We start from the raw sequence: 21023 nt of genomic DNA, 5'->3' as shown, positions 1-21023 counted from the left end.
AATTTGGAGGATATATAATGACAAACAGTGACTTTTTTAACGTTTTATATGAACGCACATCTACACGTGCATTCAACCCCGAAAAAGAAATTTCATCTACAGAATTACACGAAATTTTAAAAGCAGCTGCTCAAGCACCTTCTGCTTGGAACCTGCAACACTGGAAATTCCTTGTTTTCCAAGGCGAAGATGTACAAAAACGATTACATCCAATTGCTTATAACCAACAACAAATTCTCGATGCTTCTGCCGTAGTCGCTATTTTAGGTGATTTAGAAGCATATAAAAATGTTGAACCTGTTTACGGTCCAATTGTAGAACAAGGATTTATGAAAGAAGAAGCTAAAGAACGCTTAGCTAAAAACATTGAATCTGCATATACTCGTGAGCAATACCCACGAGATGCTGCCTTTTCAAATGCTGCTTTAGCAGCAATGCAACTTATGCTTGCTGCTAAAGCAACTGGCTGGGATACTTGCGCAATTGGTGGTTTCAACCCACAAGCACTAATGGAAGAATTTAATGTTTCATCGCGTTACGTACCAATTATGCTTATTACAATTGGTGAATCAACTTTAAAAGGTCACCCTGCACCACGCATGAGCGTAGAACAAGTAAGTGAATGGGCGAAATAATAAAAACGAAGGTAATTTCATTACCTTCGTTTTTTTATATTCTGTCACACATCCGTAATATTACAATGTATTATTCGACATCTATACATAGAGAAATCGTAATTTTCATGCTATCCCCATAAACAAATATGGCGTTTTGTGTCGAAATTTGTTAAAGTATCGAAATATAACCGTGTATTTTTGTTACAATTGTGATACAATGATAACAAATAGATAACAAGAGAGGGATTTTCATTGAGTTCATACGGAAGCTTTATCGCACTTTTAAGTTACATAGTAACTGTACTGCTGCTATATTTTATTGGCGATGCTGCAAACATATCAGTGTTACAATTCCCTAAAGAAGAAGCGTTACAATTAGAAGCAGAAAAACATACTGCACGATCCATTGCACCACTACTCTTAGCTCTTCCTGTATATATCATCGTTTTATATAAAAGCAAAAAAGTGTAAAGGCTACCTATTTCATTCATTTCGGTGGTCTTTACATTTTTTTGTGATATTTCCCCTATTTTAAACATCATTCCATACTAAACACCCATCTAGTCATTTAAAATGAGAAAATCCCCTAGAAAAATTTCCATTATCTGTCCAGTCACCGACTGCCAAACTTACATAGATTATAAGTGTGAAGGGGGTGATGAGGATTATGTTTGGATCATTTGGATGCTGTGATAACTTTAGAGACTGTCATCATCGTGAAAGAGAGTGTGACCATCGCGAACATCGCGAAAAAGAGAGAGAAGAAGTTAGACCACAACGAACTGCTGTATGTAACGTACTTGCTAGCATTTCAGTGGGAACAGAAATTTCCCTTTTAAGCATTAGAGGCGACGGATCATTCCGTAATTTAATTTTTGAAGGTTTCGCTAACGGTGTTGCTCTTTTCTCTGCTTTAGCTCGTAATGACAAAGATGACAAAAATAACAATAACGACGATAAGAACAATCAGAATCAAAATCGTTTTACTGGTATTTTACGTGTATGCCCAACTGATATCGTTGCAATCGCTATCTAATTCTGTTCTTTATCCTCAATAGCCGCAAAATAAGATTTACTTTTCTCATAGAAAAAACCTGAGATCGATTTCGAATCGTCTCAGGTTTTTTTACTATTATATGCTTTTAACTAATTCAACAACTTCTTCAGCAGTTGACATTGTTAATGCTTTTTCTGCTAATGTTTCCATTTCTGCTTTTGACAACTTGCTTAGTTGTGTTCTTGCAGGAAGAATAGATGTTGCACTCATACTGAACTCATCTAAACCTAAGCCTAATAATAATGGGATAGCAAGTGAATCTCCCGCCATCTCACCACACATACCAGCCCATTTGCCCTCTTTATGAGCAGCATCGATAACCATTTTTACAAGACGTAAAATAGATGGGTTATACGGTTGGTATAAGTAAGCTACACGTTCGTTCATACGGTCTGCAGCCATTGTGTATTGGATTAAGTCATTTGTTCCGATAGAGAAGAAATCAACTTCTTTTGCGAACTGATCTGCTAATACTGCTGAAGCTGGAATTTCAACCATCATACCAACTTCAATAGAATCAGAAATAGTTGTATCCGCTTGAACAAGTCTTTCTTTCTCTTCTAATAAGATTGCTTTCGCTTGACGGAACTCATCAAGAGTTGCAATCATTGGGAACATAATTTTTAAGTTACCGTATACGCTAGCACGAAGTAATGCACGAAGTTGTGTACGGAACACATCTTGCTCATCAAGACATAAGCGAATTGCACGGTATCCTAAGAATGGGTTCATTTCTTTTGGTAAATGTAAGTATGGAAGCTCTTTATCTCCACCGATGTCAAGTGTACGAACAACGACTGGTTGATCTTCTTTTACACCTTCAAGAACTGCTTTATACGCTTCGAACTGCTCTTCTTCTGTTGGAAGATTGTCACGGCCCATGTATAAGAATTCTGTACGATATAAACCAACACCTTCTCCGCCATTATCGATAATACCTTGTACATCATTTGGTGTTCCGATATTAGCAACAAGCTCAACGTGATGTCCATCACTTGTTACAGTTGCTTGGTCTTTTAATTTTGCCCATACAGCTTTTTGCTCTTCAAATTTCGCTTTCTTTTCTTCAAAAGAACGAAGAGTTTCTTCAGATGGGTTTACAATTACTTCTCCATCTAAACCGTCAATGATTACGATATCGCCGTTTTGGATTTTCTCCATAACAACTTTCGTACCAACAACAGCTGGAATTTCCATAGAACGAGCCATAATTGCAGAGTGAGATGTACGTCCACCGATATCAGTTGTGAAACCTTTTGCATACTCACGGTTTAACTGAGCTGTATCAGATGGTGTTAAATCTTCAGCAATGATGATTACTTCTTCAGAAATTGTACCAGGATTTGAGAAGTTAATTCCTAGTAAATGTGCAAGAACACGTTTTGTTACGTCGCGAATATCCGCAGCACGTTCTTTCATGTATTCGTTATCCATGTTTTCAAACATAGAAATAAACATTGATGCAACTTCATCCATTGCAAATTCAGCATTTACTTTTTCGCCATTTACTTTATCTTTTACTGGATTTACTAATTCTGGATCATTTAATACTAATAAATGCGCTTCAAAGATAGCAGCTTTATCAGCACCTAGCTCAGCAAAAGCATGGTCCTTAATAGCTTCTAGTTCAGATTTTGCTTTCTCAAGCGCAGCGTCTAAGCGTGCAATTTCAGCAGCTTCGTCTGTAATTGATTTCTTTTCAATGTTAAATTCAGGATTCTCAAGTCTGAAAGCCTTTGCAATAGCAATCCCACTTGATGCAGCGATCCCTTGGATATTAAGAGTCATTATTCTCCTAATCCTTCGTTTTTCATAGTTTCTTCGATAGCTGCTAGTGCTTGAGCTGCATCATCACCATTTGCAGTGACCTTAATTTCCGCGCCTTGTTGAATTCCTAAAGACATAACACCCATGATTGATTTTAAGTTAACGTTTTTTCCGTTATACTCTAAGTTAATGTCAGAACCAAATTTGCTTGCAGTGTTTACAAGTAGAGTTGCTGGACGAGCATGAATTCCTGAGTCGCTAGTTACTTTAAAGATTTTTTCCATGATAATTTATCTCCTTTAAATACAGTATTTTTTTAGTTGTATAGACGTGAGTACTACATCATCTATTGTATATAATAGGCGATGTTCGGTCAACCACATCGCCTATTATAATTATAAACATTTTGCGTCAAATTCCTACTGAATGTCAATAATAGCGTTTTCGCCCTTCTTAACATTTCCATCTTTTTTCAATTCGACTTGTTGCCCTTGTTGTAAATTCGTAAAGACGATTGGTGTAATAATAGATGGTGCATTTTCTTTTACAAATGCAAGATCTACTTTTAATAATGGTTGTCCTTGCTTCACTTTATCACCTTGTGCTACAAGCGCTTCAAAGCCTTCACCATTTAATTTTACAGTATCAATACCGAAGTGGATTAAAATTTCTTTTCCGCCTTCAGACTGAATACCAATCGCATGTTTTGTAGGGAATACATTTACAATCTCACCATTAACCGGAGAAACTACTGTTCCTTCTGTTGGCTCAATCGCAAATCCATCTCCCATCATTTTTCCTGAGAATACTTGGTCAGGTACTTCTGTAATCGGTAAGATTTTTCCTTCAATTGGTGAAACGATTGTTTCATTTTCATCAACCTGTTGAGGAGCTTCTTCCGCTTTTACAGGCGCTTCTTTTTCAACATGAGGTGTACGACCTGACATAATATCATGAATTTGTGATTTTAATGTGTCAGATTTCGGTCCGAAAATAGCTTGAATGTTATTTCCAACTTCAAGTACACCGGCTGCTCCAAGCTCTTTTAAGCGGTCTTTATTTACATTTTTTTGTTCGTTAACTTGAACGCGTAAACGAGTAATACAAGCATCTAACGAAGCAATGTTTTCTTTACCACCAAGTGCTACTAATACTTCACGTGGAAGTTCTCCTGCTTCTGTTTTCCCTGCGCCTTCATTAGCATTTGCTACTTCACGACCAGGTGTTTTTAAGTTCCATTTACGGATTGCGAAACGGAATCCGAAGTAGTAAATAACTGCTAGTACAAGACCAACAATAATTACCCACCACCATGCCGTACGACCTGGTAGTACACCGAATAATATGAAGTCAATTAAACCACCAGAGAATGTCATACCAATTTTAACACCTAAAATTTGCATTGTCATAAATGATAGACCAGCGAATACTGCATGAATTCCGAATAATACTGGTGCTACGAATAAGAATGAAAATTCAAGCGGTTCTGTAATACCTGTTAAGAAAGATGTTAATGCAGCAGATCCTAAAATACCAGCTGCTAATTTTTTATTTTCTGGACGTGCTTCATGGTACATTGCTAAAGCTGCTGCTGGAAGACCGAACATCATGAACGGATACTTACCAGTTGTAAATGTACCAGCTGTTAATTCTACGCCGTCTTTTAACTGTGCCATAAAGATTTTTTGGTCACCACGGATTAATTCGCCAGCTGCATTTGTATACTGACCGAATTCGAACCAGAACGGTGAATAGAAAATATGATGTAATCCAAATGGAATTAATGAACGTTCGATTAAACCGAATATAAATGCTGCTATCGTTCTATTTGCATCAATCATTTGATGTGAGAACGTATTTAAGCCACCCTGAATGTATGGCCAAATGAAGCACATGATAATACCTACTACTAAAGAGAATGTTGCAGTTGCGATCGGTACGAAACGCTTACCTGCAAAGAAACCTAAGTATGATGGTAATTCAATGTTGAAGTATTTATTATAACAATATGCCGCTACTATCCCGACGATAATACCACCAAACACTCCTGTTTGCAGCGTTGGAATTCCTAATACGTTTGCATATGCTGGATCTGAAAATCCAATTTTCACTGGATCTGTTCCAGTGCTTGTTACTTTCACTAGTTTATCTACTTCTAAGAACACACTCATCGTTTTGTTCATAATTAAGTAGCCGACGAACGCTGCTAAACCAGCTACTCCGTCTCCACCAGCTAAACCGATTGCTACCCCAACTGCGAATAATAGCGCAAGGTTAGCGAAAATAATATCACCAGATTGTTCCATAATTTTTGCAACCATTACGAACCAATCTGCTTTTAAAGCAGGAATAACATTTGTTAGTTGTGGATTTTGAAATGCATTACCAAATCCAAGTAAAATACCTGCTGCCGGTAAAATCGCTACTGGAAGCATAAGCGCTTTTCCGACTTTTTGAAGAACACCAAAGATCTTCTTAAACATGGAAACCCTTCCTCTCTTATCTATATTGATACTTTTCGACAAACGCCAAAAAGGCATGAGGAAAAAAAAGATAGAACGATAGCTATACAAAGGGTAGTATGTCCCTTTCTTTAGCTTACATTCCCAGCTTTTCTCCACTCATGCCTGATCGAATCAGTAACACGTGTCAAAAATAGGATTACGTATAAGTTCACTATAATTAAAGCAAACGTTTTCGTTATTTACCTTAATTTGTTTGTCGAATTTTGTATAACTTTGCAATAGTTATTATACATAACTATTGTAAGCGATTCAATCATTTTTTTTAACGTTTTCATTTTAGACAAAAATATATGTCTTTTTACACATGTTCTGCTTTCACTAATCGTTGTAAATGCATCGTTAAATAAATACTCTCTGCTTCATAAACAGGAAGTTGTAATTCTTTTTGCATTACCTTAACTAGCTTCCAAGCTAAGTTATAACAGACTGGATATTCTGCCTTTAATAAATCAGCAAAACTTTGTGCTTCTTCTACTTTTTCTCCTTTTTTCACCCGTTCAATAGCATATTGCAAATGACGAATAAGGCGTAAATAATGAATGCTTTCTTGGTCTAATGTAATTTGTAGGCTTATCTCAATTAAAGAAACAAGTTGTGCAATAAGACGGGAATTTTGATTAACAGAAGATAAATCAGAGTTTGTAAGCGAGCTGTAAATATGGAGTGCGATAAAGCCAACTTCTCCTTCTGGCAATGTAATTTGCAAACGAGAATTTAAAAGTTGCACAACTCCTTCAGCAATTTCATATTCCTCTGGATATAGCATTTTCGTTTCAACTAAAAAAGGATTATCTATTGTAAGTCCTTGTTTTAGCCTTTTAATTGCAAAAGAAATATGATCTGTTAAAGCGATATGAATATGTTCATTTAATGGAGACTCCGCTTTTTCTTGAATGTATAACATAATATCATTCATCAATTCAATTAGCTTTTCACTCACATGTGGCACTAAAAGTTTGTATTGTTCTCGATCACGTTCATTTTTCAAAACAAACATTTTCTCAATTTGTTCTTGCTCCAACACATCTTCAGCCTTTTTTCCAAATCCAATTCCTTTACCGATCACTACTACTTCCTCGTGTTCAGGATGGCTAGCAATGATGACATTATTATTTAAAACTTTTTTAATTTCTAGATAATTACTCATATAACACCACCCTCGTACTTAAATACCCTACTTTTATGTTACAGAATATTCTTCTTTGTCGTCAATGTAAAACATCTACCATTTGATAAAAATTCATTTTTTAGACATGTTTGTATATGATGCGTATAATGTAAGAGCAACTGTACATAGAAAGGAGATAGCAACATGATTAAAATGTTTGTAAGTGATATCGACGGTACAATGATGCAACATGGAGGTCTAATTGATGAACAAGATATTGTAGCACTTCGCAGTCTTGCTGAGCAAAATGTTATTCTTTGTTTCGCTTCCGGGCGACTTGATAATGAAATCGCAGACTTAATGAAGGCTGTAAATACAAATTTCCATCGCATTAGTGTGAACGGTGTTTTCGTATATACACAAGAAAATAAACAACTATTATCTGCAACATTCGATTCCAGTATTCTACCTGATTTGTTATCAATGACAAATGAAGACCCTTATTTCCGTTATGTAAGTGATGAGCATAATTACTATATTGAAGAAAAGACACCTTTTATTCATGAACTCGAAAAACAAATAACAATGACTTCTGTTGAAGAACCAAATTTATTACAGAAAATCGATGATACAATTTTTCCAAATAAAATTTCTATCGGTGGAACAAAGGAAAACTTACAACTCCTTCAAAAAAAGATTGATGAAAAATTCCATGGAAAAGTTAGTACTTTCATTTCAGCTGAACAATGTTTAGATGTAATGCCACCAAATATTAGTAAAGGTTCTGCTATTTCTGTTTTATTACAAGAGTTTCAAATACAACCAGAGGAGGTTGCGTGCATAGGGGATTCTTACAATGATATTCCAATGTTTTCTTTAACTCCTCATAGTTTTGCTATGTCTCAAGCTGATGACGCGGTAAAAGAGCACGCTCACTATGTAGTAGATGCTGTCAAAGATGCCGTTAACCAAGTACTTGTTTATAATGAAGAAGCAAATAAAAATACGACTCGATCCTTATAAGGATGAGTCGTGTTTTTATTTCTTTACATGTTGAAAACATCAAAGTTCACTGTACTTCACAAACTGAAATATATTACTTGTTACGTGCGATGTTCGTAATAAACTTGTAACGATCTCCACGATAAATACATTTCACATACTCTAACGGTAACTCACCTTCTGAATATGACCATTGACGCATTACAAGTACAGGCGCCTTTTTAGGAATATGCAGATGTTCAGCTTCATTATCCGTTGCAATTGAAGCTTCAATTGATTGAGTAGCGCGAACAAGCTTAAAGCCCAGTTTTTTCTCTAAATGTTCATATAAAGATTGTTGCAATATTTCTTCGTTAATATCTTTCACAAGAGTTGGCGACAAATATGTCGTCTCAAATGCAATCGGTTCGTCATCAGCTAAGCGCGTACGCCTCACTTCATAAACCGATTCTCCCTCTTGTATTCTCAGCCGGTCTGCTATTTTAGCAGTAGCTGGAACTAGGCGGAAACTTAATAACTGGCTGCTCGGTTTCATACCACGAGAAATCATATCTTCTGTGAATCCCGTCATTCCTTGCAACTTTTGCTCCACTTTCGGAAGTTGGACGAACGTTCCAATCCCACGTTTCCGGTATAAATAACCTTGTTCCACTAAGTTATTAATCGCCTGTCTGATTGTCATACGACTCACTTCGAACTTATCACAAAGTTCATTCTCAGATGGAATTTTATCTCCCGGCTTCCATTCGCCTTCCTCAATTAGCTGTTTCACCCACTCTTGAATCTGATAATAGATCGGAAATGGTGAATACTTGTCGATGTTCATCAGCAATCGCCTCACTGCATAAAGATAGAGCTTCTGGATCTGCGATTACGGTTACATTCGGATGACGTTGTAAAACTGTAGCAGGACACGCCTCACTATATTCACCTTGCAATAACTCTTTAATAGCTTCTGCCTTTTTAGATCCCATAGCAACAAGTAGAATTTGTTTTGCTTTCATAATACTTCCAATTCCCATTGTAATCGCATGAGTCGGCACATCTTCTTCATTTTCAAAGAAGCGAAGGTTTGCTTGGCGCGTAGATTCTGTTAATTCTACAATGTTAGTTGGAGAATTAAATGGTGTTCCTGGCTCATTAAATCCGATGTGACCGTTTTCACCGATTCCAAGAATCTGTAAGTCAACTGGGTTAGCTACTAGAATGCCTTCATAACGCTTGCACTCTTCCTCTAAATCACTTGCCATCCCATTCGGTACATAAGTTTGTTTAAATGGAAGATGATCAAACAACTGTTCTTGCATGAAATAGTGATAGCTGTTTTTATCTTCGTGTGGTAAATTTACGTACTCATCTAAGTTTACAGTGGTTGTATGACTTGTATCAAGTTTATTTTTTCGCATTTCTGCATAAATACCTAATGGAGAGCTTCCTGTAGCCATTCCTAAAGTTGGATTTTCTTTTAATTTTACAATCTCTTTAATTAACTTATAACCTGCTTCTGCTAATTCTTCTGGAGTTTTTACAACAAGAATATTCATCTTATTACTTCCCTTCCTTCATATGAATTCCTAAACGAACCGTATCATATACATGTAATTCTTCAGTCATAACAACAAAGTCTGCATCTTTCCCTGCCGCTAACGCGCCTTTATTATTTAATCCAAACTCTTCCGCTTGATTAACTGATGTCATCAACACTGCATCCTCGATTGAACATCCTGTAAATTCAATTACATTTCGGAAAGCTTGATCCATTTTCAAAATACTACCAGCTAACGTTCCATCTTCTAATCGGGCACTGCCATCTTTTACATGTACTGGCTGTCCACCAAGCTCATATAATCCTTCTTCAAGACCTTTTGCACGCATTGCATCTGTAATGACACTTACTTTTTTCGGCCCTTTTAATTTATACGCTAATTTCACCATATCAGGGTGAATGTGAATACCATCTGTAATTACTTCAACCATTACATCTGGATTTAATAACACATGACCAACAACTCCTGGTTCACGATGATGTAATCCACGCATTTGGTTATATAAATGTGTTGCATGTGTAATTTTTCTATTTTTCAGTTGTGCATCAATCGCATCTGTATGCCCCATTGTGCCAACAACACCTGTTTCAGCAAGATACTGTTCAAACTCTAACGCACCTTCTTCTTCCGGTGCATATGTTACTAATTTAATTAGATTACCGCTTGCTTCCTGCCATTGTTTAAATTGCTCGATACTCGCAGGTACAATATGTTCAAGTGGTTGTGCACCCGCACGTTTTTTTGAAACATATGGTCCTTCTAAGTGAATATATTCGAAATGTGCTCCTTTATCTTTCGCTTCCTTCGCAGCAAGTAGCGCCGCTTCAATCGCTTCTGGAGCTTGTGTCATTGTTGTTGGGAAGTAAGTTGTAACTCCTTCTTTTAACATTTCTTTACCAAGAGTTACTAATCCATCGCTATTTGCATCCATCGCATCAATATCGTATCCACCATGAATATGAACATCAATCATACCTGGAATCACAATCTTTCCTGCCGCATCTAACACAGTTTCATTTTCTTGTGATACATATTGAGCCATCAAACCAATTTCTTTAACTGTTTCTGCGTAACGAATAAATCCGTTTTCCACTACTTCTTTACCTGTATAAATTTTGGCATTGATGACAACTTGCGTTTTCATTTTCATCGATCCTTTCCCATGAAATACCTACTTATTATTATTACCTTATTCGCCTAATCCCATCTTAATATACACACAAGTAGTTGTCTATACATTCTAATGAAATTTCCTCTTCGTTCAGCGAAAAAAGGAAATTGATTTCTTTTTCATTATAATATATATTATCCATTTTTTCCAAAATGGATAATACCCTCTTATATAATTAGTTACTTAAGTAATGGCATAAGACCGCTTGCCCCCATAGTAATATGTTCACCATCTGTTTCTATTTCTACAGTTCGCTTGTTTGTTCCGTATATCATTATACCACGCTGTTTTAATCGTCTTACTACACTTTGATGAGGATGCCCATACGGATTTCTACTCCCGTACGAAAGAATAGCGAATTGTGGATCTACTTTTTTTAAGAATGTTTCACTCGTTGAAGTATACGAGCCATGATGCCCAACTTTTAATACATCTGCATGTACATCAAATTGCTTTAATATTTCATTTTCCGTCCGGATATCAGCATCACCCATTAATAAAAAGTCCGCTTTACCATATCGAATCTTTAACACAATTGAGGACTCGTTATTCTCGTCTTTTGATTTACCATTGTTCAATACTTGTATAGAAACATGTGGATCTAGCGGTATGTATTGTCCTTCCTTCACTGAAATGAAAGGAATGCCTCTTTTTTTAATGTTATTCCGATACGTATGATAAGTAAATGAACTATATGTTTTCCCACTATCTAATACGAGTGAAACTGGCATTTGTTCTACAATTGGAATAAGCCCCCCTATATGGTCCATATCAGGATGAGTACTTACAATCACATCTAAATGATTAATTCCTTTTTCAATTAGTTTTTGAATAATAACCTCTCCCGCTTCATAAGGGCCCCCATCTATTAACATCGTTTGACCATTTGGCAATGTAATAAGTGTCGCATCACCTTGTCCAACTTTTAAAAAACTCACTTTCATTTTACCGAAATGTTGCCGCTGCATATGTATAGAAGACGTAGTATGAATAGACATCATATATCTTTTAGCCGATGCGCTGTTTAACGAAAAACATAATAAAACAGAAACCAACAATAGAATACTCCGTACACCCTTCATAGCTCGTCTCCTTTTTTCATTTAGTATGGCACGCTCTGTAATTGATATACAAAAAAAGCTTAGCAAAATGCTAAGCTTTTATTTTGATAATTCCTGTAAAGAGCCAAAAAATAAATCTGCTTCATTCATTTGTTCATTTTCTTCCGAAAGAGGTGGTAAATCATCTAACGTTTTCAATCCAAACGTATCTAAAAACTCTTTCGTCGTTCCGTATAAAATAGGGCGCCCTGGTCCTTCCGCCCTTCCCGTTTCTTTTATAAGTAAGTGTGAAACTAACGTTTGTAATGCCTTGTCTGTTTTCACGCCTCGAATCTCTTCCATTTCTGTCCTTGTAATCGGCTGACGGTACGCAACGATTGCCAACGTTTCAAGAGCTGCTTGAGACAGTGACGCCGTTGTTGGGGTATCTATTAATTTTTGATAGTATGCAGCATGTTCTTTCTTTGTTGCAAAACGATACATTTTTGCATATTGCACAATTTGCAGACCGCGATTCGATCCTTCACCTTCTTTTTGCATTTCCTCTATACTGTTTATTACTTCTTCCACTTCAACTTCCAGAACTTTAGCTATCTGTTCCGGATAAATCCCTTCGTCACCTGCAACAAATAAAATCCCTTCAATAATCGCTTTTTGTTCTTTTCTATCCATTTTACGAACTCCTTCCTCCTATTTCCCATAAAAAATACACATAAAAAAACCGAATCACAGTAAATGCGTTCGGTTCAATATTTCTTCTCTCGTTCCAAACGATACATTAAAACCTAACATAAGATAAAATATTTCTATCCCATCTTCACTTGCTGGCTCTATACGGATTTATTAGAGCTTGATACGAAAATTTCATCAAAATTATGTTCTTGCTCAATTATGATTTGTTGATTTTTCATTAGCTCAAGAACCGCTAAAAATGTTACAACCATTATTTCACGTTCTTCATCAGCAAACAAATCATAAAAACTTTGACGACCGCCTCTTACTTCTAACTGTTGTAGAATATCAGTCATTCGCTGTGCAATTGGTATTTCTTGGCGAGTAATTCGCGTTGTTACGGGGGTCTTTGCTTTTTTACGACGCATTAGCTTTTGAAATGCCGCTAACATATCATATAACGTAACATCAAGAGGTAAGCTTGTCTCCTCTTCTTGTTGAAATGATGTAAAATCAATTGGCGGACGTGTATATAGCTGTGCTCTTTCTTGTTCTCTTTCTTTTAACTCAGTAGCAACTTGCTTATATTTCTTATATTCAATTAACCTCTCCATCAATTCTTGACGAGGGTCATCTATAAAGTCTTCACCGTTATCAGGTACATCTTCTTCTTGTTTCGGTAACAACATTTTACTTTTAATTTGTAATAACGTTGCAGCCATTACTAAATACTCACTGGCAACATCTAATTGTAATTCTTTCATCGTATGGACATAAGATAGATATTGCTCTGTAATTTCCGCTACAGGAATATTATATATATCGATTTCGTAACGATGTATTAAGTGTAACAATAGATCTAAAGGCCCTTCAAAAGCCTCTACTTTAAAATTATACTGCACAAAGCATCCCACCACATTTTTTCTATAACACCATAAGTATAGAGCATACTCATGTTCTATCCAACCTTTTTAAGAAATTTAATTAAAAATAGACCTATGCCCATGTCATAATGCCCACCGCTTCATATGATAACAATGTAGTAAGAACAATGTAGGAGGTCAAAAAACTATGGGTCACGTTGATTGTGGTTTTAGCGGTGGGTTCGCATTACTTGTTGTACTGTTCATTTTACTAATTATTGTAGGAGCAGCTTGCTTCTGCTAATAGGACGCAATAAAGCGACTAGGGATACTTCCCTAGTCGCTTATTGTTAATATTTCTATGATAAACTGTACATATAACCGTTAGACAGGAGCGAAAAAAATGTATCCTACCGAGTACATACAATTTTTAATTCATTTTCACGGAGACTGTGATTATTTTGAATGTCATGAAATATTAGAAGAGTATTGGAAATTAAAACCTAGAGGAGAACGCGACACTTACTTAGTCGGTCTCATTCAAATTGCTGTTTCCTTATACCATCACAGACGATCCAACTGGAATGGTGCAGAGAAGATGATAAAAAGCGCAATAGCACTTTTAGAAAAGAACAGTACATCTTTACATCAATTAGGAATAGATCATAAACAACTTATATTCTTATTAAATGAAAGGTTACAATCTATCCACAAAAAGGAATTTTTCGTGCCGTTATTTTTACCATTATTAGACGCATCGTTAGAAAAACAATGCATACAGTTATGTAAGAAACAAAACCTCTCTTGGAAAGATGTGAATTTCATTCCTGGTGAATACATCATAAATAAGCACACATTGCGCGATCGAACAGAAGTCATTTCTGAACGACACGAACAACTACAAAAAAGAAAGCAGAGATAATAAACTACTTATCCCTGCTTTCATGAATGTATATTTTGTTCAAGCTCTTTACACTTTTTGCAAAAACTTGCTGTTTGCTCATTTCCGCAAATTGTAAACTCAAGAAATTTACTCTTAAGCCCTTGAACCATCTTCGTCCCAATCCCCATATGACGGTGAGACGGATTCACGCTCAAATGCTGAATTTCCAATACCTGATCTTCTTTTTTTATAATCCCCATTATCCCAACAAAATCTTCATTTTGTTTCCACAAATACAATTGCCAATCCTCTTTCGCTTCATATTCTTTCATTGTCAATTGTAATGTTTTTACATCTTTTTCAGTTGGCATAAATGAAAGAAGCCCCATTGCAATTTTTTCATAACTTTTTTTAAAACGAATTAACATAACCCTTATCCCTTCTTACAAAAGTTACAAACTATTTATCCCATCAATCACTCTTTTCATATCACATTCATTCTACAATATTTTTACCAGAGTGAGAAGAGGCTGAAACAACTTGATAATCATACAAAGCGTTAAGAAGAAAGTCAAATATATGTTTCCACGCTATTTCTTTCTATTACACCGCTCAAAAAAGAGACAATACTGTATAGGAACTAAAAGGAGAATCCCTTTCTCATCACATTTCACTTATTAACCACTTTTGAACAAAGTAGTTCTACCAAAAGCAATATGTTAAGAGAAATCCATTCATTGAAGCATATAATTCGTACTCCATCCTATGTGTTTTGTTAAAAGTGTGTTCTCATGAACAATATAATTTAACGTTAGTAGCCGTCCTATTTGTGTCATATACTTTAAAATATATACCAATTCCTGTTTATAGGAAATAAAAAAAGAGAGCAAAATCGCTCTCTTTTTCTCACAACTTATTCTTCCCAAACTTTAACTTCTTTCATTACATCGCCTTGACGCATGTTTAATACCGTTTCAATACCGCTTGTTGCTTTACCGAATACAGTATGTACGCCATCTAAATGCGGTTGTGGCTCATGAACAACAAAAAATTGGCTACCACCTGTATTACGACCAGCATGTGCCATAGAAAGTGATCCAACAAGGTGTCTACGAGGATTTCCATCAGTCTCACATGGAATAGAGTAACCTGGGCCACCTGCACCTGTGCCTGTTGGGTCTCCACCTTGGCTTACGAAGCCAGGAATAACGCGGTGGAATGTCACACCGTCATAAAATCCTTGCTCTGCTAATTTCTTAAAGTTTTCTACTGTTTTTGGTGCCTCTTCTGGGTAAAATTCTAAATCGATTTTTTCGCCATTTTCCATTAATATGTATCCTAAAGTTTTCATATGTATATGTCTCCTTTCAACTATCTCAGCACTATATTACCATATTCATGACGAGAAACAAAAAGAATCCGACAATCTGCATACTTCTTTTTCGAAATGTGGAAAAAGCTAGGTGACAAATTTTTAAAATATACTATAATAACTGTGTTGCCCGAAAATTTCAGAAAGAGAAAGGGAGCGATTTTTCGTGAAAGCGAAATTACTAGCTCTGCTATTAGCTGTAGCCGTATTTATTATGCCAACAGCTTCATTTGCAGACATCATTGAGGGAGAATCAATTGTTACACTAGGAGAAAACTTATCTGAACAACAAAAACAAGAGCTGTTAAAAGAAATGAAAGCACCAAAAGATGCTACAATCATCACTGTGTCTAATGCGGAAGAACATAAATTTCTAGAAGGAATTGTTCCAAAAGCACAAATTGGTACAAGAGCAATTTCCTCTTCTATGATTACATACACAAAACCAGGGTCAGGTCTCATTGTACGCTCAAAAAACATTAATTCGATAACAGATGCAATGTACACAAATGCACTTATTACAGCAGGTGTGAAAGATGCAGAGATTCAAATTACTGCACCATTTAAAGTTTCCGGAACTGCTGCTTTAACAGGTTTAATGAAGGCCTATGAAACAACATCGAACAAGGAAATTCCAGAAGATGTTAAAAAAGTAGCCAATGAAGAAATGGTACAAACAGCAAAACTTGGTGATAAAATCGGTGAAGACAAAGCAGTTCAACTTGTTGTAAAAATTAAAGAAGAAATTGCAAAAGAACAGCCAAAAACAACTGAAGATTTACGTTCATTAATTAAAAAAATTGCTGATCAACTTGGCATTACATTAACAGATGAACAGTTGGATAACTTAGTATCGTTATTTGATAAAATGAAAAATCTTAATATCGATTGGAACCAAGTTGGTAGCCAATTAGATAAAGCAAAAGACCATGTGTCTGCCTTCTTAGGATCTGAAGAAGGGCAAAGTTTCCTAGATAAAGTAAAAGATTTCTTCTCTAGTATCATTGATTTTGTTAAATCTTTATTCAAGTAAAAAGAAGCTCGTCAGTGACGAGCTTCTTTTTTATACAAGTAACGGTAATTTCATAACAGCTTCTTCAACCGAACGAACAACATGATTTGCTTTCTCCTTCACATACGGATGAGCATGATGGAGGGTGAAGGAGTGCGGAGTTACTTCAAACATAGAAATATCATTGAAAGAATCTCCAATACATGCAACTTCATTTGCTTCAATTTGTAAATGTTCCATTAATCGCTTCAGAGCGCTTCCTTTACTTACACCTCTTGGCATAATGTCAACATAGCGCTTACCCGATATAAAGACTTCCGCTTCGCTATGAAATGTATCTCGCAACTCTTGATCTAATGCTACAATTTTTTCTTCTTCTCCAAAAACAAATAATTTCGCAGGATGTACAGTCTTCCCAAATTCCTCTTCTAATTCTTCGATTTCAGCAATATGCACTCCCATATACTCTTCAAAAGTATGATGATGTTCATTCTTCCTTTTTGTATATCGCTGCTCATTTGCACAAACAATATCTGCTAGTCCCTTTTTATGTATATATCGATATATTTCCTGGGCAACCCCATCTTCAAAACTCGATTCATGAAATACTTTTCCATCCGGTAGTATCATTGTCGCTCCATTTAAACTAGTTGTGTAATACGGGAACGAAAACCTTTTTACCGCCTCATCAATTCGGTGAGTAAAACGGCCAGAGGCAAAACAAATATTTGTCCCTTTTTCAGCTAGCCAACAAAGCGCTCGTTCATCTTCTTTTTGCATATGATTCACATTGTAAACGAGCGTATCATCTAAATCACTTACAAATAATTTAATCATGTCCTCTTCCCCTTTCATACACAATATCTACTCTAATTGTACAAAAAAAATGTTTGATTTTTGTTAAAAAAATAATAAATTTTCAATAAAAAATAAGCAGGAGCATAACCCCGCTTATTTTTGTCTTCGCACATTTTGAGGTCTTACAATACTTGGACGAACCTTTAAACTAGACATAGTTGGACGAAGTAAAATTTTCGTTAACGCGCCCCAATCAAACGGTAAAAACGGCCATAAATATGGTGTTTGCAAGCTTCTTATAGATGTTAAAAATAGAATTAATATCGTCATTCCAATGACAAATCCCATTTCATGAAATATGCCTGTTAAAATAATTACAAACAATTTCCCTATCTTATTCCCAAGCCCTAGTTCATAACTCGGCGTAGCATATGCACCGATCATAGAAACTGCTACGTACAAAATAACTTCTGGTACAAACAAACCTACATCAATTGCAATTTGACCAATTAATATAGCTGAAATTAATCCTGCTGCAGAAGACAATGATGTCGGTGTATGAATGGCAGCCATCCTTAAAAATTCGAGTCCGATTTCCGCCATCAAAATTTGTAGTAAAATCGGTAAATGCGTCATTTTATTCGGTCCAATGAAAGCAAGACTTTCCGGTAAAAGAGTTGGATCAAAAACAAAAACTAACCAAAATGGCAGTAAGAACAGCGAAAATATAACACCTAAAAAACGTACCCAACGTAAAAATGTACCTACAGCTGGATTTTGTCTAAACTCTTCTGCATGCTGTAAATGGTGGAAATATGTTGTTGGAGTGATCATAGCACTTGGCGATGTATCAACGAGCACTAACACATGTCCTTCTAACAGATGATTTGCTGCTACATCTGGTCTTTCTGTGTATCGGATAAGCGGGAATGGATTATAACCTTGTTTGACTACAAATTCTTCTACTGTTTTATCCGCCATCGTAATCCCATCTACTTCAATACTATTTAATTCTTGTTTTATAATCTTCACTAAATCCGGATTTGCAACATCTTGTACGTATGTAATACAAATATCCGTTTGCGATCTATCCCCTACTCGAATCATTTCATTTCGAAGACGTGGATCGCGTATTCTTCTACGAATTAAAGCTGTATTTACAACGATATTTTCAACAAAGCCATCCCTTGCACCGCGCACTACCTTTTCTGTATCTGGTTCTGTCGGTGTCCGGCCCGGATAACTACGAACATCTATTGCGAACGCTTCCGTTTCACCTTCCACAAATATAACAATGAGTCCCGATAATACTTGGAGCATTACCTCATCCATCGTTTTTACTTTACTTACTTGTTGATGAATTAAACGATTCTCTAAAAGCTTTACTGTATCTTCTTCTACATCCCTTATTTCATTTGTATCCACCGCTTCTTCTAAAATAGGAATAATATAATTCGTATCACAAAGTCCATTTACAAATAACACACCAATTTCTTTATTTAAAATTTGAAATTTACGAATACCAACATCGTATGTAACACCCAGTCCAACTGTTTGCTTTAAGTAATTTTCATTATCACTTAAAAAAGATGAAATCGGGATATTCACTTTTTTAGGCTTCGTCATAAAACCCACTCCTTTCCAAAATTAATTGAATCGCTTTTCTAGTAATAGGTGATCCTCTCTCCCATTCATCATTTCCGCACATCTTGCCAATATCACCGACCCCCACTATGACAGGAACATTCAGACCATCTAAACAATAAATCGTATCCCCACTAATCCTGCCAACTTCACCATCTGGGAGTCCAAATTTATCAACGCCGTATTCTGTCAAATTCCCATTTCGATCTACACTTACATCTACACGCGCCCATTCCCAATGATGTGTATTAGATGCTACTGCTAAAATACCCAGTACATCAACTTGTTTATGTGTTGCGACATACTTTAACGCCTTTTCACCAGATCCTTCTCCTATAAATCCGCTGTCATCAAACATGACAAATACAGGGTCATATGGCGTTTGCATAATAAGCTCAACAACTTTCTTCCCTGTCAATTTGGTCGGATTACTTTGCGATGCCGAAATACACCTTCCCCCAAATTCCTTTGTTAACAGCTCAATTGTCCGCTTTGCATATTCATCTCCATCTGTGACCAAAACAACCCTTCGTCTCATTTGATTTATCCTTTCGGTTTACATATAAGTGCAACAAAAAATGAAAATAATATCGCTGCTGAAATCCCCGCAGACGTTAAGCTAAACATACCGATTCCAATTCCTAAATATCCATGTTTTTCTGCCGCATGCATTGCCCCGTGCAATAGTGAGTGTCCAAAACTTGTAATAGGGACCGTTGCCCCAGCACCTGCAAATTTTATAAGCTTATCGTACAATCCGAATCCGTCTAAAATAGCTCCGGCGACTACAAAAGTTGCCATTAAATGTGCCGGTGTTAACTTTGCGAAATCCAGCAACACTTGTCCAATTACACAAATAGCTCCTCCTACAAGAAATGCGTATATAAAATCCACAATTCACTCTCCTTTAACGCTTTCAAACACAACACCATGCGCAATCGTTGGAATCGTTTCCTTCTGTTGCATCATCATGGGGCTTAATAAAGCTCCAGTTGCAACGACAAAAATTCTTTGTAAATTCCCTTTTTGCATTTCACGCAATAAATGGCCGTATGTTACAACAGCTGAACAAGCACAACCACTGCCCCCTGCAAACACTTCTTCTTGATTTGAATTGTAAATCATTAATCCGCAATCATTGTACACATTCCCCAAATCATACCCTTCCTCAAGTAAAAGTTGTTTCGCAATTGGTGTCCCAACAGCTGATAAATCACCAGTAACAATAAGATCATAATCAGCTGCACTTCTTCTCAAATCTTCAAAATGCTGTTGAATTGTATGAGCAGCAGCTGGTGCCATCGCTGATCCCATATCTAAAGGATTCGCAATTCCTAAATCCTGTACTTTGCCGATTGTTGCTGCTGTTATTTTAATTGCACTCTCCTCATTGCTAATTAATATTGACCCTGCTCCGGTAACAGTTGAGTTTGCTGTCCCTGGCTTTTGTCCTCCGTATTCTGTTGGGTAACGAAATTGTCTTTCAGCCGTCGCATTATGACTACTTACTGTAGCTAAAATACGATTCGCAAATCCACCATCTATAAAAGCTGATCCAACAGCCAAAGTTTCCATTGACGTCGCACAAGCGCTGAACATCCCTAAAAAAGGAATACCATACTCACGAGCAACATAATTTGCTGTCACTGTTTGGTTTAATAAATCTCCCGCTAAAAAGAAATCAATTTGCGATTTTTTTATATTCCCTTTTTGCATCGCTTGTTGAATTGAGTCTGACATTAACCTTCGTTCAGCAAGTTCCCAGTTTTCCTCTCCGCAATGTAAGTCAGAATATGAAATATCAAAATCCTTTCCAAGAGGGCCTTCAGCTTCTTTCGGACCGACAGCAGTACCAGTTGCATTCACGAAGATATCATTTTGAAATACCCACGTTTGTTTTCCTGTCAATCTCATATCTGTCCCT

24 protein-coding genes are annotated in these 21023 nt (G+C 36.3%); 7 read left to right on the top strand and 17 right to left on the bottom strand.

Going from position 1 to position 21023, the window contains the following annotated elements:
• Nucleotides 1-17 precede the first annotated feature (17 nt).
• The 3 genes from JTF23_RS06720 (at nucleotide 18) to JTF23_RS06710 (ending at nucleotide 1653) form a co-directional block, all read left to right on the top strand.
• Nucleotides 18-635, top strand: a complete 618-nt coding sequence (locus tag JTF23_RS06720; RefSeq protein WP_002145933.1) for a nitroreductase family protein — start codon at nucleotides 18-20, stop codon at nucleotides 633-635.
• Between the two features lie 234 nt (nucleotides 636-869).
• Nucleotides 870-1088, top strand: coding sequence for a hypothetical protein (locus JTF23_RS06715; RefSeq protein WP_002088422.1), 219 nt, complete (start codon nucleotides 870-872; stop codon nucleotides 1086-1088).
• 196 nt (nucleotides 1089-1284) lie between these two features.
• A complete protein-coding gene (locus JTF23_RS06710) occupies nucleotides 1285-1653 on the top strand; it encodes a DUF3915 family protein (RefSeq protein WP_204208327.1) in 369 nt (122 codons plus the stop codon).
• A 96-nt stretch (nucleotides 1654-1749) separates the two neighbouring features.
• Here the strand turns inward: JTF23_RS06710 and ptsP are convergent, their stop codons facing one another.
• The 4 genes from ptsP to glcT all read right to left on the bottom strand — a co-directional run bounded on the left by ptsP (nucleotide 1750) and on the right by glcT (nucleotide 7113).
• Nucleotides 1750-3462, bottom strand: a complete 1713-nt coding sequence (ptsP, locus tag JTF23_RS06705; RefSeq protein ID WP_204208326.1) for a phosphoenolpyruvate--protein phosphotransferase — start codon at nucleotides 3460-3462, stop codon at nucleotides 1750-1752.
• The gene (gene ptsH / locus JTF23_RS06700; RefSeq protein ID WP_002033915.1) at nucleotides 3462-3725 is read right to left on the bottom strand and encodes a phosphocarrier protein HPr; all 264 of its coding nucleotides are present in this window, start codon (nucleotides 3723-3725) and stop codon (nucleotides 3462-3464) included. The genes ptsP and ptsH overlap by 1 nt, the downstream gene beginning before the upstream one ends.
• A 135-nt stretch (nucleotides 3726-3860) precedes the next feature.
• Nucleotides 3861-5924, bottom strand: a complete 2064-nt coding sequence (gene ptsG, locus JTF23_RS06695) for a PTS glucose transporter subunit IIABC (protein WP_002111599.1) — start codon at nucleotides 5922-5924, stop codon at nucleotides 3861-3863.
• 340 nt (nucleotides 5925-6264) lie between these two features.
• The gene (gene glcT / locus JTF23_RS06690; protein WP_002160625.1) at nucleotides 6265-7113 is read right to left on the bottom strand and encodes a glucose PTS transporter transcription antiterminator GlcT; all 849 of its coding nucleotides are present in this window, start codon (nucleotides 7111-7113) and stop codon (nucleotides 6265-6267) included.
• Nucleotides 7114-7278: 165 nt separating this feature from the next.
• On the opposite strand from glcT, the gene JTF23_RS06685 reads away from it, so the two are divergent.
• Nucleotides 7279-8097, top strand: coding sequence for a Cof-type HAD-IIB family hydrolase (locus tag JTF23_RS06685; RefSeq protein ID WP_002160624.1), 819 nt, complete (start codon nucleotides 7279-7281; stop codon nucleotides 8095-8097).
• A gap of 73 nt (nucleotides 8098-8170) precedes the next feature.
• On the opposite strand, the gene phnF is transcribed toward JTF23_RS06685, so the two are convergent.
• The 6 genes from phnF to JTF23_RS06655 all read right to left on the bottom strand — a co-directional run bounded on the left by phnF (nucleotide 8171) and on the right by JTF23_RS06655 (nucleotide 13429).
• Entirely contained in the window at nucleotides 8171-8902 is a 732-nt protein-coding gene (gene phnF / locus JTF23_RS06680; RefSeq protein WP_078172874.1) for a phosphonate metabolism transcriptional regulator PhnF, read from the bottom strand.
• On the bottom strand, nucleotides 8832-9620 hold the full coding sequence (gene nagB, locus JTF23_RS06675; RefSeq protein WP_204208325.1) for a glucosamine-6-phosphate deaminase: 789 nt from the start codon (nucleotides 9618-9620) through the stop codon (nucleotides 8832-8834). The genes phnF and nagB overlap by 71 nt, the downstream gene beginning before the upstream one ends.
• A gap of 4 nt (nucleotides 9621-9624) precedes the next feature.
• Nucleotides 9625-10767 carry an N-acetylglucosamine-6-phosphate deacetylase gene (gene nagA / locus JTF23_RS06670; protein WP_002160622.1) on the bottom strand — a complete coding sequence of 381 codons (1143 nt, stop codon included), beginning with the start codon at nucleotides 10765-10767 and terminating at the stop codon, nucleotides 9625-9627.
• Between the two features lie 206 nt (nucleotides 10768-10973).
• Nucleotides 10974-11876, bottom strand: a complete 903-nt coding sequence (locus JTF23_RS06665; RefSeq protein ID WP_002145925.1) for a ComEC/Rec2 family competence protein — start codon at nucleotides 11874-11876, stop codon at nucleotides 10974-10976.
• Between the two features lie 78 nt (nucleotides 11877-11954).
• Nucleotides 11955-12527, bottom strand: coding sequence for an SMC-Scp complex subunit ScpB (scpB, locus tag JTF23_RS06660; protein WP_002160621.1), 573 nt, complete (start codon nucleotides 12525-12527; stop codon nucleotides 11955-11957).
• A gap of 158 nt (nucleotides 12528-12685) precedes the next feature.
• Nucleotides 12686-13429, bottom strand: a complete 744-nt coding sequence (locus JTF23_RS06655; RefSeq protein ID WP_002145923.1) for a segregation/condensation protein A — start codon at nucleotides 13427-13429, stop codon at nucleotides 12686-12688.
• Between the two features lie 169 nt (nucleotides 13430-13598).
• On the opposite strand from JTF23_RS06655, the gene JTF23_RS06650 reads away from it, so the two are divergent.
• A complete protein-coding gene (locus tag JTF23_RS06650; protein WP_000510194.1) occupies nucleotides 13599-13694 on the top strand; it encodes a YjcZ family sporulation protein in 96 nt (31 codons plus the stop codon).
• A gap of 99 nt (nucleotides 13695-13793) precedes the next feature.
• Nucleotides 13794-14312 (top strand): DUF309 domain-containing protein, encoded by a 519-nt coding sequence (locus JTF23_RS06645; protein WP_204208324.1) that lies wholly within the window; start codon nucleotides 13794-13796, stop codon nucleotides 14310-14312.
• A 20-nt stretch (nucleotides 14313-14332) separates the two neighbouring features.
• On the opposite strand, the gene ribT is transcribed toward JTF23_RS06645, so the two are convergent.
• On the bottom strand, nucleotides 14333-14701 hold the full coding sequence (ribT, locus tag JTF23_RS06640) for a GNAT family N-acetyltransferase RibT (RefSeq protein WP_002160619.1): 369 nt from the start codon (nucleotides 14699-14701) through the stop codon (nucleotides 14333-14335).
• Nucleotides 14702-15186: 485 nt separating this feature from the next.
• On the bottom strand, nucleotides 15187-15624 hold the full coding sequence (locus JTF23_RS06635) for a peptidylprolyl isomerase (RefSeq protein ID WP_002160618.1): 438 nt from the start codon (nucleotides 15622-15624) through the stop codon (nucleotides 15187-15189).
• Nucleotides 15625-15811: 187 nt separating this feature from the next.
• On the opposite strand from JTF23_RS06635, the gene JTF23_RS06630 reads away from it, so the two are divergent.
• Entirely contained in the window at nucleotides 15812-16678 is an 867-nt protein-coding gene (locus JTF23_RS06630) for a DUF1002 domain-containing protein (RefSeq protein ID WP_002160617.1), read from the top strand.
• Nucleotides 16679-16708: 30 nt separating this feature from the next.
• Here JTF23_RS06630 and JTF23_RS06625 read toward each other — a convergent pair whose 3' ends face one another.
• The 5 genes from JTF23_RS06625 to spoVAD all read right to left on the bottom strand — a co-directional run bounded on the left by JTF23_RS06625 (nucleotide 16709) and on the right by spoVAD (nucleotide 21013).
• Nucleotides 16709-17512, bottom strand: a complete 804-nt coding sequence (locus JTF23_RS06625) for a Cof-type HAD-IIB family hydrolase (RefSeq protein ID WP_204208323.1) — start codon at nucleotides 17510-17512, stop codon at nucleotides 16709-16711.
• Between the two features lie 96 nt (nucleotides 17513-17608).
• A complete protein-coding gene (gene spoVAF, locus JTF23_RS06620; RefSeq protein WP_002111610.1) occupies nucleotides 17609-19081 on the bottom strand; it encodes a spore germination protein SpoVAF in 1473 nt (490 codons plus the stop codon).
• Nucleotides 19068-19637, bottom strand: a complete 570-nt coding sequence (gene spoVAEA, locus JTF23_RS06615; RefSeq protein ID WP_002111611.1) for a stage V sporulation protein SpoVABEA — start codon at nucleotides 19635-19637, stop codon at nucleotides 19068-19070. The genes spoVAF and spoVAEA overlap by 14 nt, the downstream gene beginning before the upstream one ends.
• 5 nt (nucleotides 19638-19642) lie before the next feature.
• Complete coding sequence (spoVAE, locus tag JTF23_RS06610; protein ID WP_002014916.1) at nucleotides 19643-19993, bottom strand: stage V sporulation protein AE; 351 nt, start codon at nucleotides 19991-19993, stop codon at nucleotides 19643-19645.
• A 3-nt stretch (nucleotides 19994-19996) separates the two neighbouring features.
• Nucleotides 19997-21013 carry a stage V sporulation protein AD gene (spoVAD, locus tag JTF23_RS06605; RefSeq protein WP_002111613.1) on the bottom strand — a complete coding sequence of 339 codons (1017 nt, stop codon included), beginning with the start codon at nucleotides 21011-21013 and terminating at the stop codon, nucleotides 19997-19999.
• Between the last annotated feature and the right edge of the window lie 10 nt (nucleotides 21014-21023).

It is taken from the genome of Bacillus sp. RIT 809, from assembly GCF_016892495.1.
Classification (GTDB): Bacteria; Bacillota; Bacilli; order Bacillales; family Bacillaceae_G; genus Bacillus_A; species Bacillus_A cereus_U.
This window is presented reverse-complemented; position numbering and strand designations above follow the sequence as displayed.

Excerpts from the sequence above, each read along its gene's own strand:
- glcT (WP_002160625.1), bottom strand. The coding sequence starts at position 7,113 with ATGAGTAATTATCTAGAAATTAAAAAAGTTTTAAATAATAATGTCATC.
- ptsG (WP_002111599.1), bottom strand. The coding sequence starts at position 5,924 with ATGTTTAAGAAGATCTTTGGTGTTCTTCAAAAAGTCGGAAAAGCGCTT.
- JTF23_RS06710 (WP_204208327.1), top strand. The coding sequence starts at position 1,285 with ATGTTTGGATCATTTGGATGCTGTGATAACTTTAGAGACTGTCATCAT.
- JTF23_RS06685 (WP_002160624.1), top strand. The coding sequence starts at position 7,279 with ATGATTAAAATGTTTGTAAGTGATATCGACGGTACAATGATGCAACAT.
- scpB (WP_002160621.1), bottom strand. The coding sequence starts at position 12,527 with ATGGATAGAAAAGAACAAAAAGCGATTATTGAAGGGATTTTATTTGTT.
- nagB (WP_204208325.1), bottom strand. The coding sequence starts at position 9,620 with ATGAATATTCTTGTTGTAAAAACTCCAGAAGAATTAGCAGAAGCAGGT.
- JTF23_RS06720 (WP_002145933.1), top strand. The coding sequence starts at position 18 with ATGACAAACAGTGACTTTTTTAACGTTTTATATGAACGCACATCTACA.
- JTF23_RS06645 (WP_204208324.1), top strand. The coding sequence starts at position 13,794 with ATGTATCCTACCGAGTACATACAATTTTTAATTCATTTTCACGGAGAC.
- JTF23_RS06625 (WP_204208323.1), bottom strand. The coding sequence starts at position 17,512 with ATGAAAGGGGAAGAGGACATGATTAAATTATTTGTAAGTGATTTAGAT.
- spoVAF (WP_002111610.1), bottom strand. The coding sequence starts at position 19,081 with ATGACGAAGCCTAAAAAAGTGAATATCCCGATTTCATCTTTTTTAAGT.
- spoVAEA (WP_002111611.1), bottom strand. The coding sequence starts at position 19,637 with ATGAGACGAAGGGTTGTTTTGGTCACAGATGGAGATGAATATGCAAAG.
- phnF (WP_078172874.1), bottom strand. The coding sequence starts at position 8,902 with ATGAACATCGACAAGTATTCACCATTTCCGATCTATTATCAGATTCAA.
- spoVAD (WP_002111613.1), bottom strand. The coding sequence starts at position 21,013 with ATGAGATTGACAGGAAAACAAACGTGGGTATTTCAAAATGATATCTTC.
- JTF23_RS06665 (WP_002145925.1), bottom strand. The coding sequence starts at position 11,876 with ATGAAGGGTGTACGGAGTATTCTATTGTTGGTTTCTGTTTTATTATGT.
- JTF23_RS06635 (WP_002160618.1), bottom strand. The coding sequence starts at position 15,624 with ATGAAAACTTTAGGATACATATTAATGGAAAATGGCGAAAAAATCGAT.
- nagA (WP_002160622.1), bottom strand. The coding sequence starts at position 10,767 with ATGAAAACGCAAGTTGTCATCAATGCCAAAATTTATACAGGTAAAGAA.
- ptsH (WP_002033915.1), bottom strand. The coding sequence starts at position 3,725 with ATGGAAAAAATCTTTAAAGTAACTAGCGACTCAGGAATTCATGCTCGT.
- ptsP (WP_204208326.1), bottom strand. The coding sequence starts at position 3,462 with ATGACTCTTAATATCCAAGGGATCGCTGCATCAAGTGGGATTGCTATT.
- ribT (WP_002160619.1), bottom strand. The coding sequence starts at position 14,701 with ATGTTAATTCGTTTTAAAAAAAGTTATGAAAAAATTGCAATGGGGCTT.
- JTF23_RS06650 (WP_000510194.1), top strand. The coding sequence starts at position 13,599 with ATGGGTCACGTTGATTGTGGTTTTAGCGGTGGGTTCGCATTACTTGTT.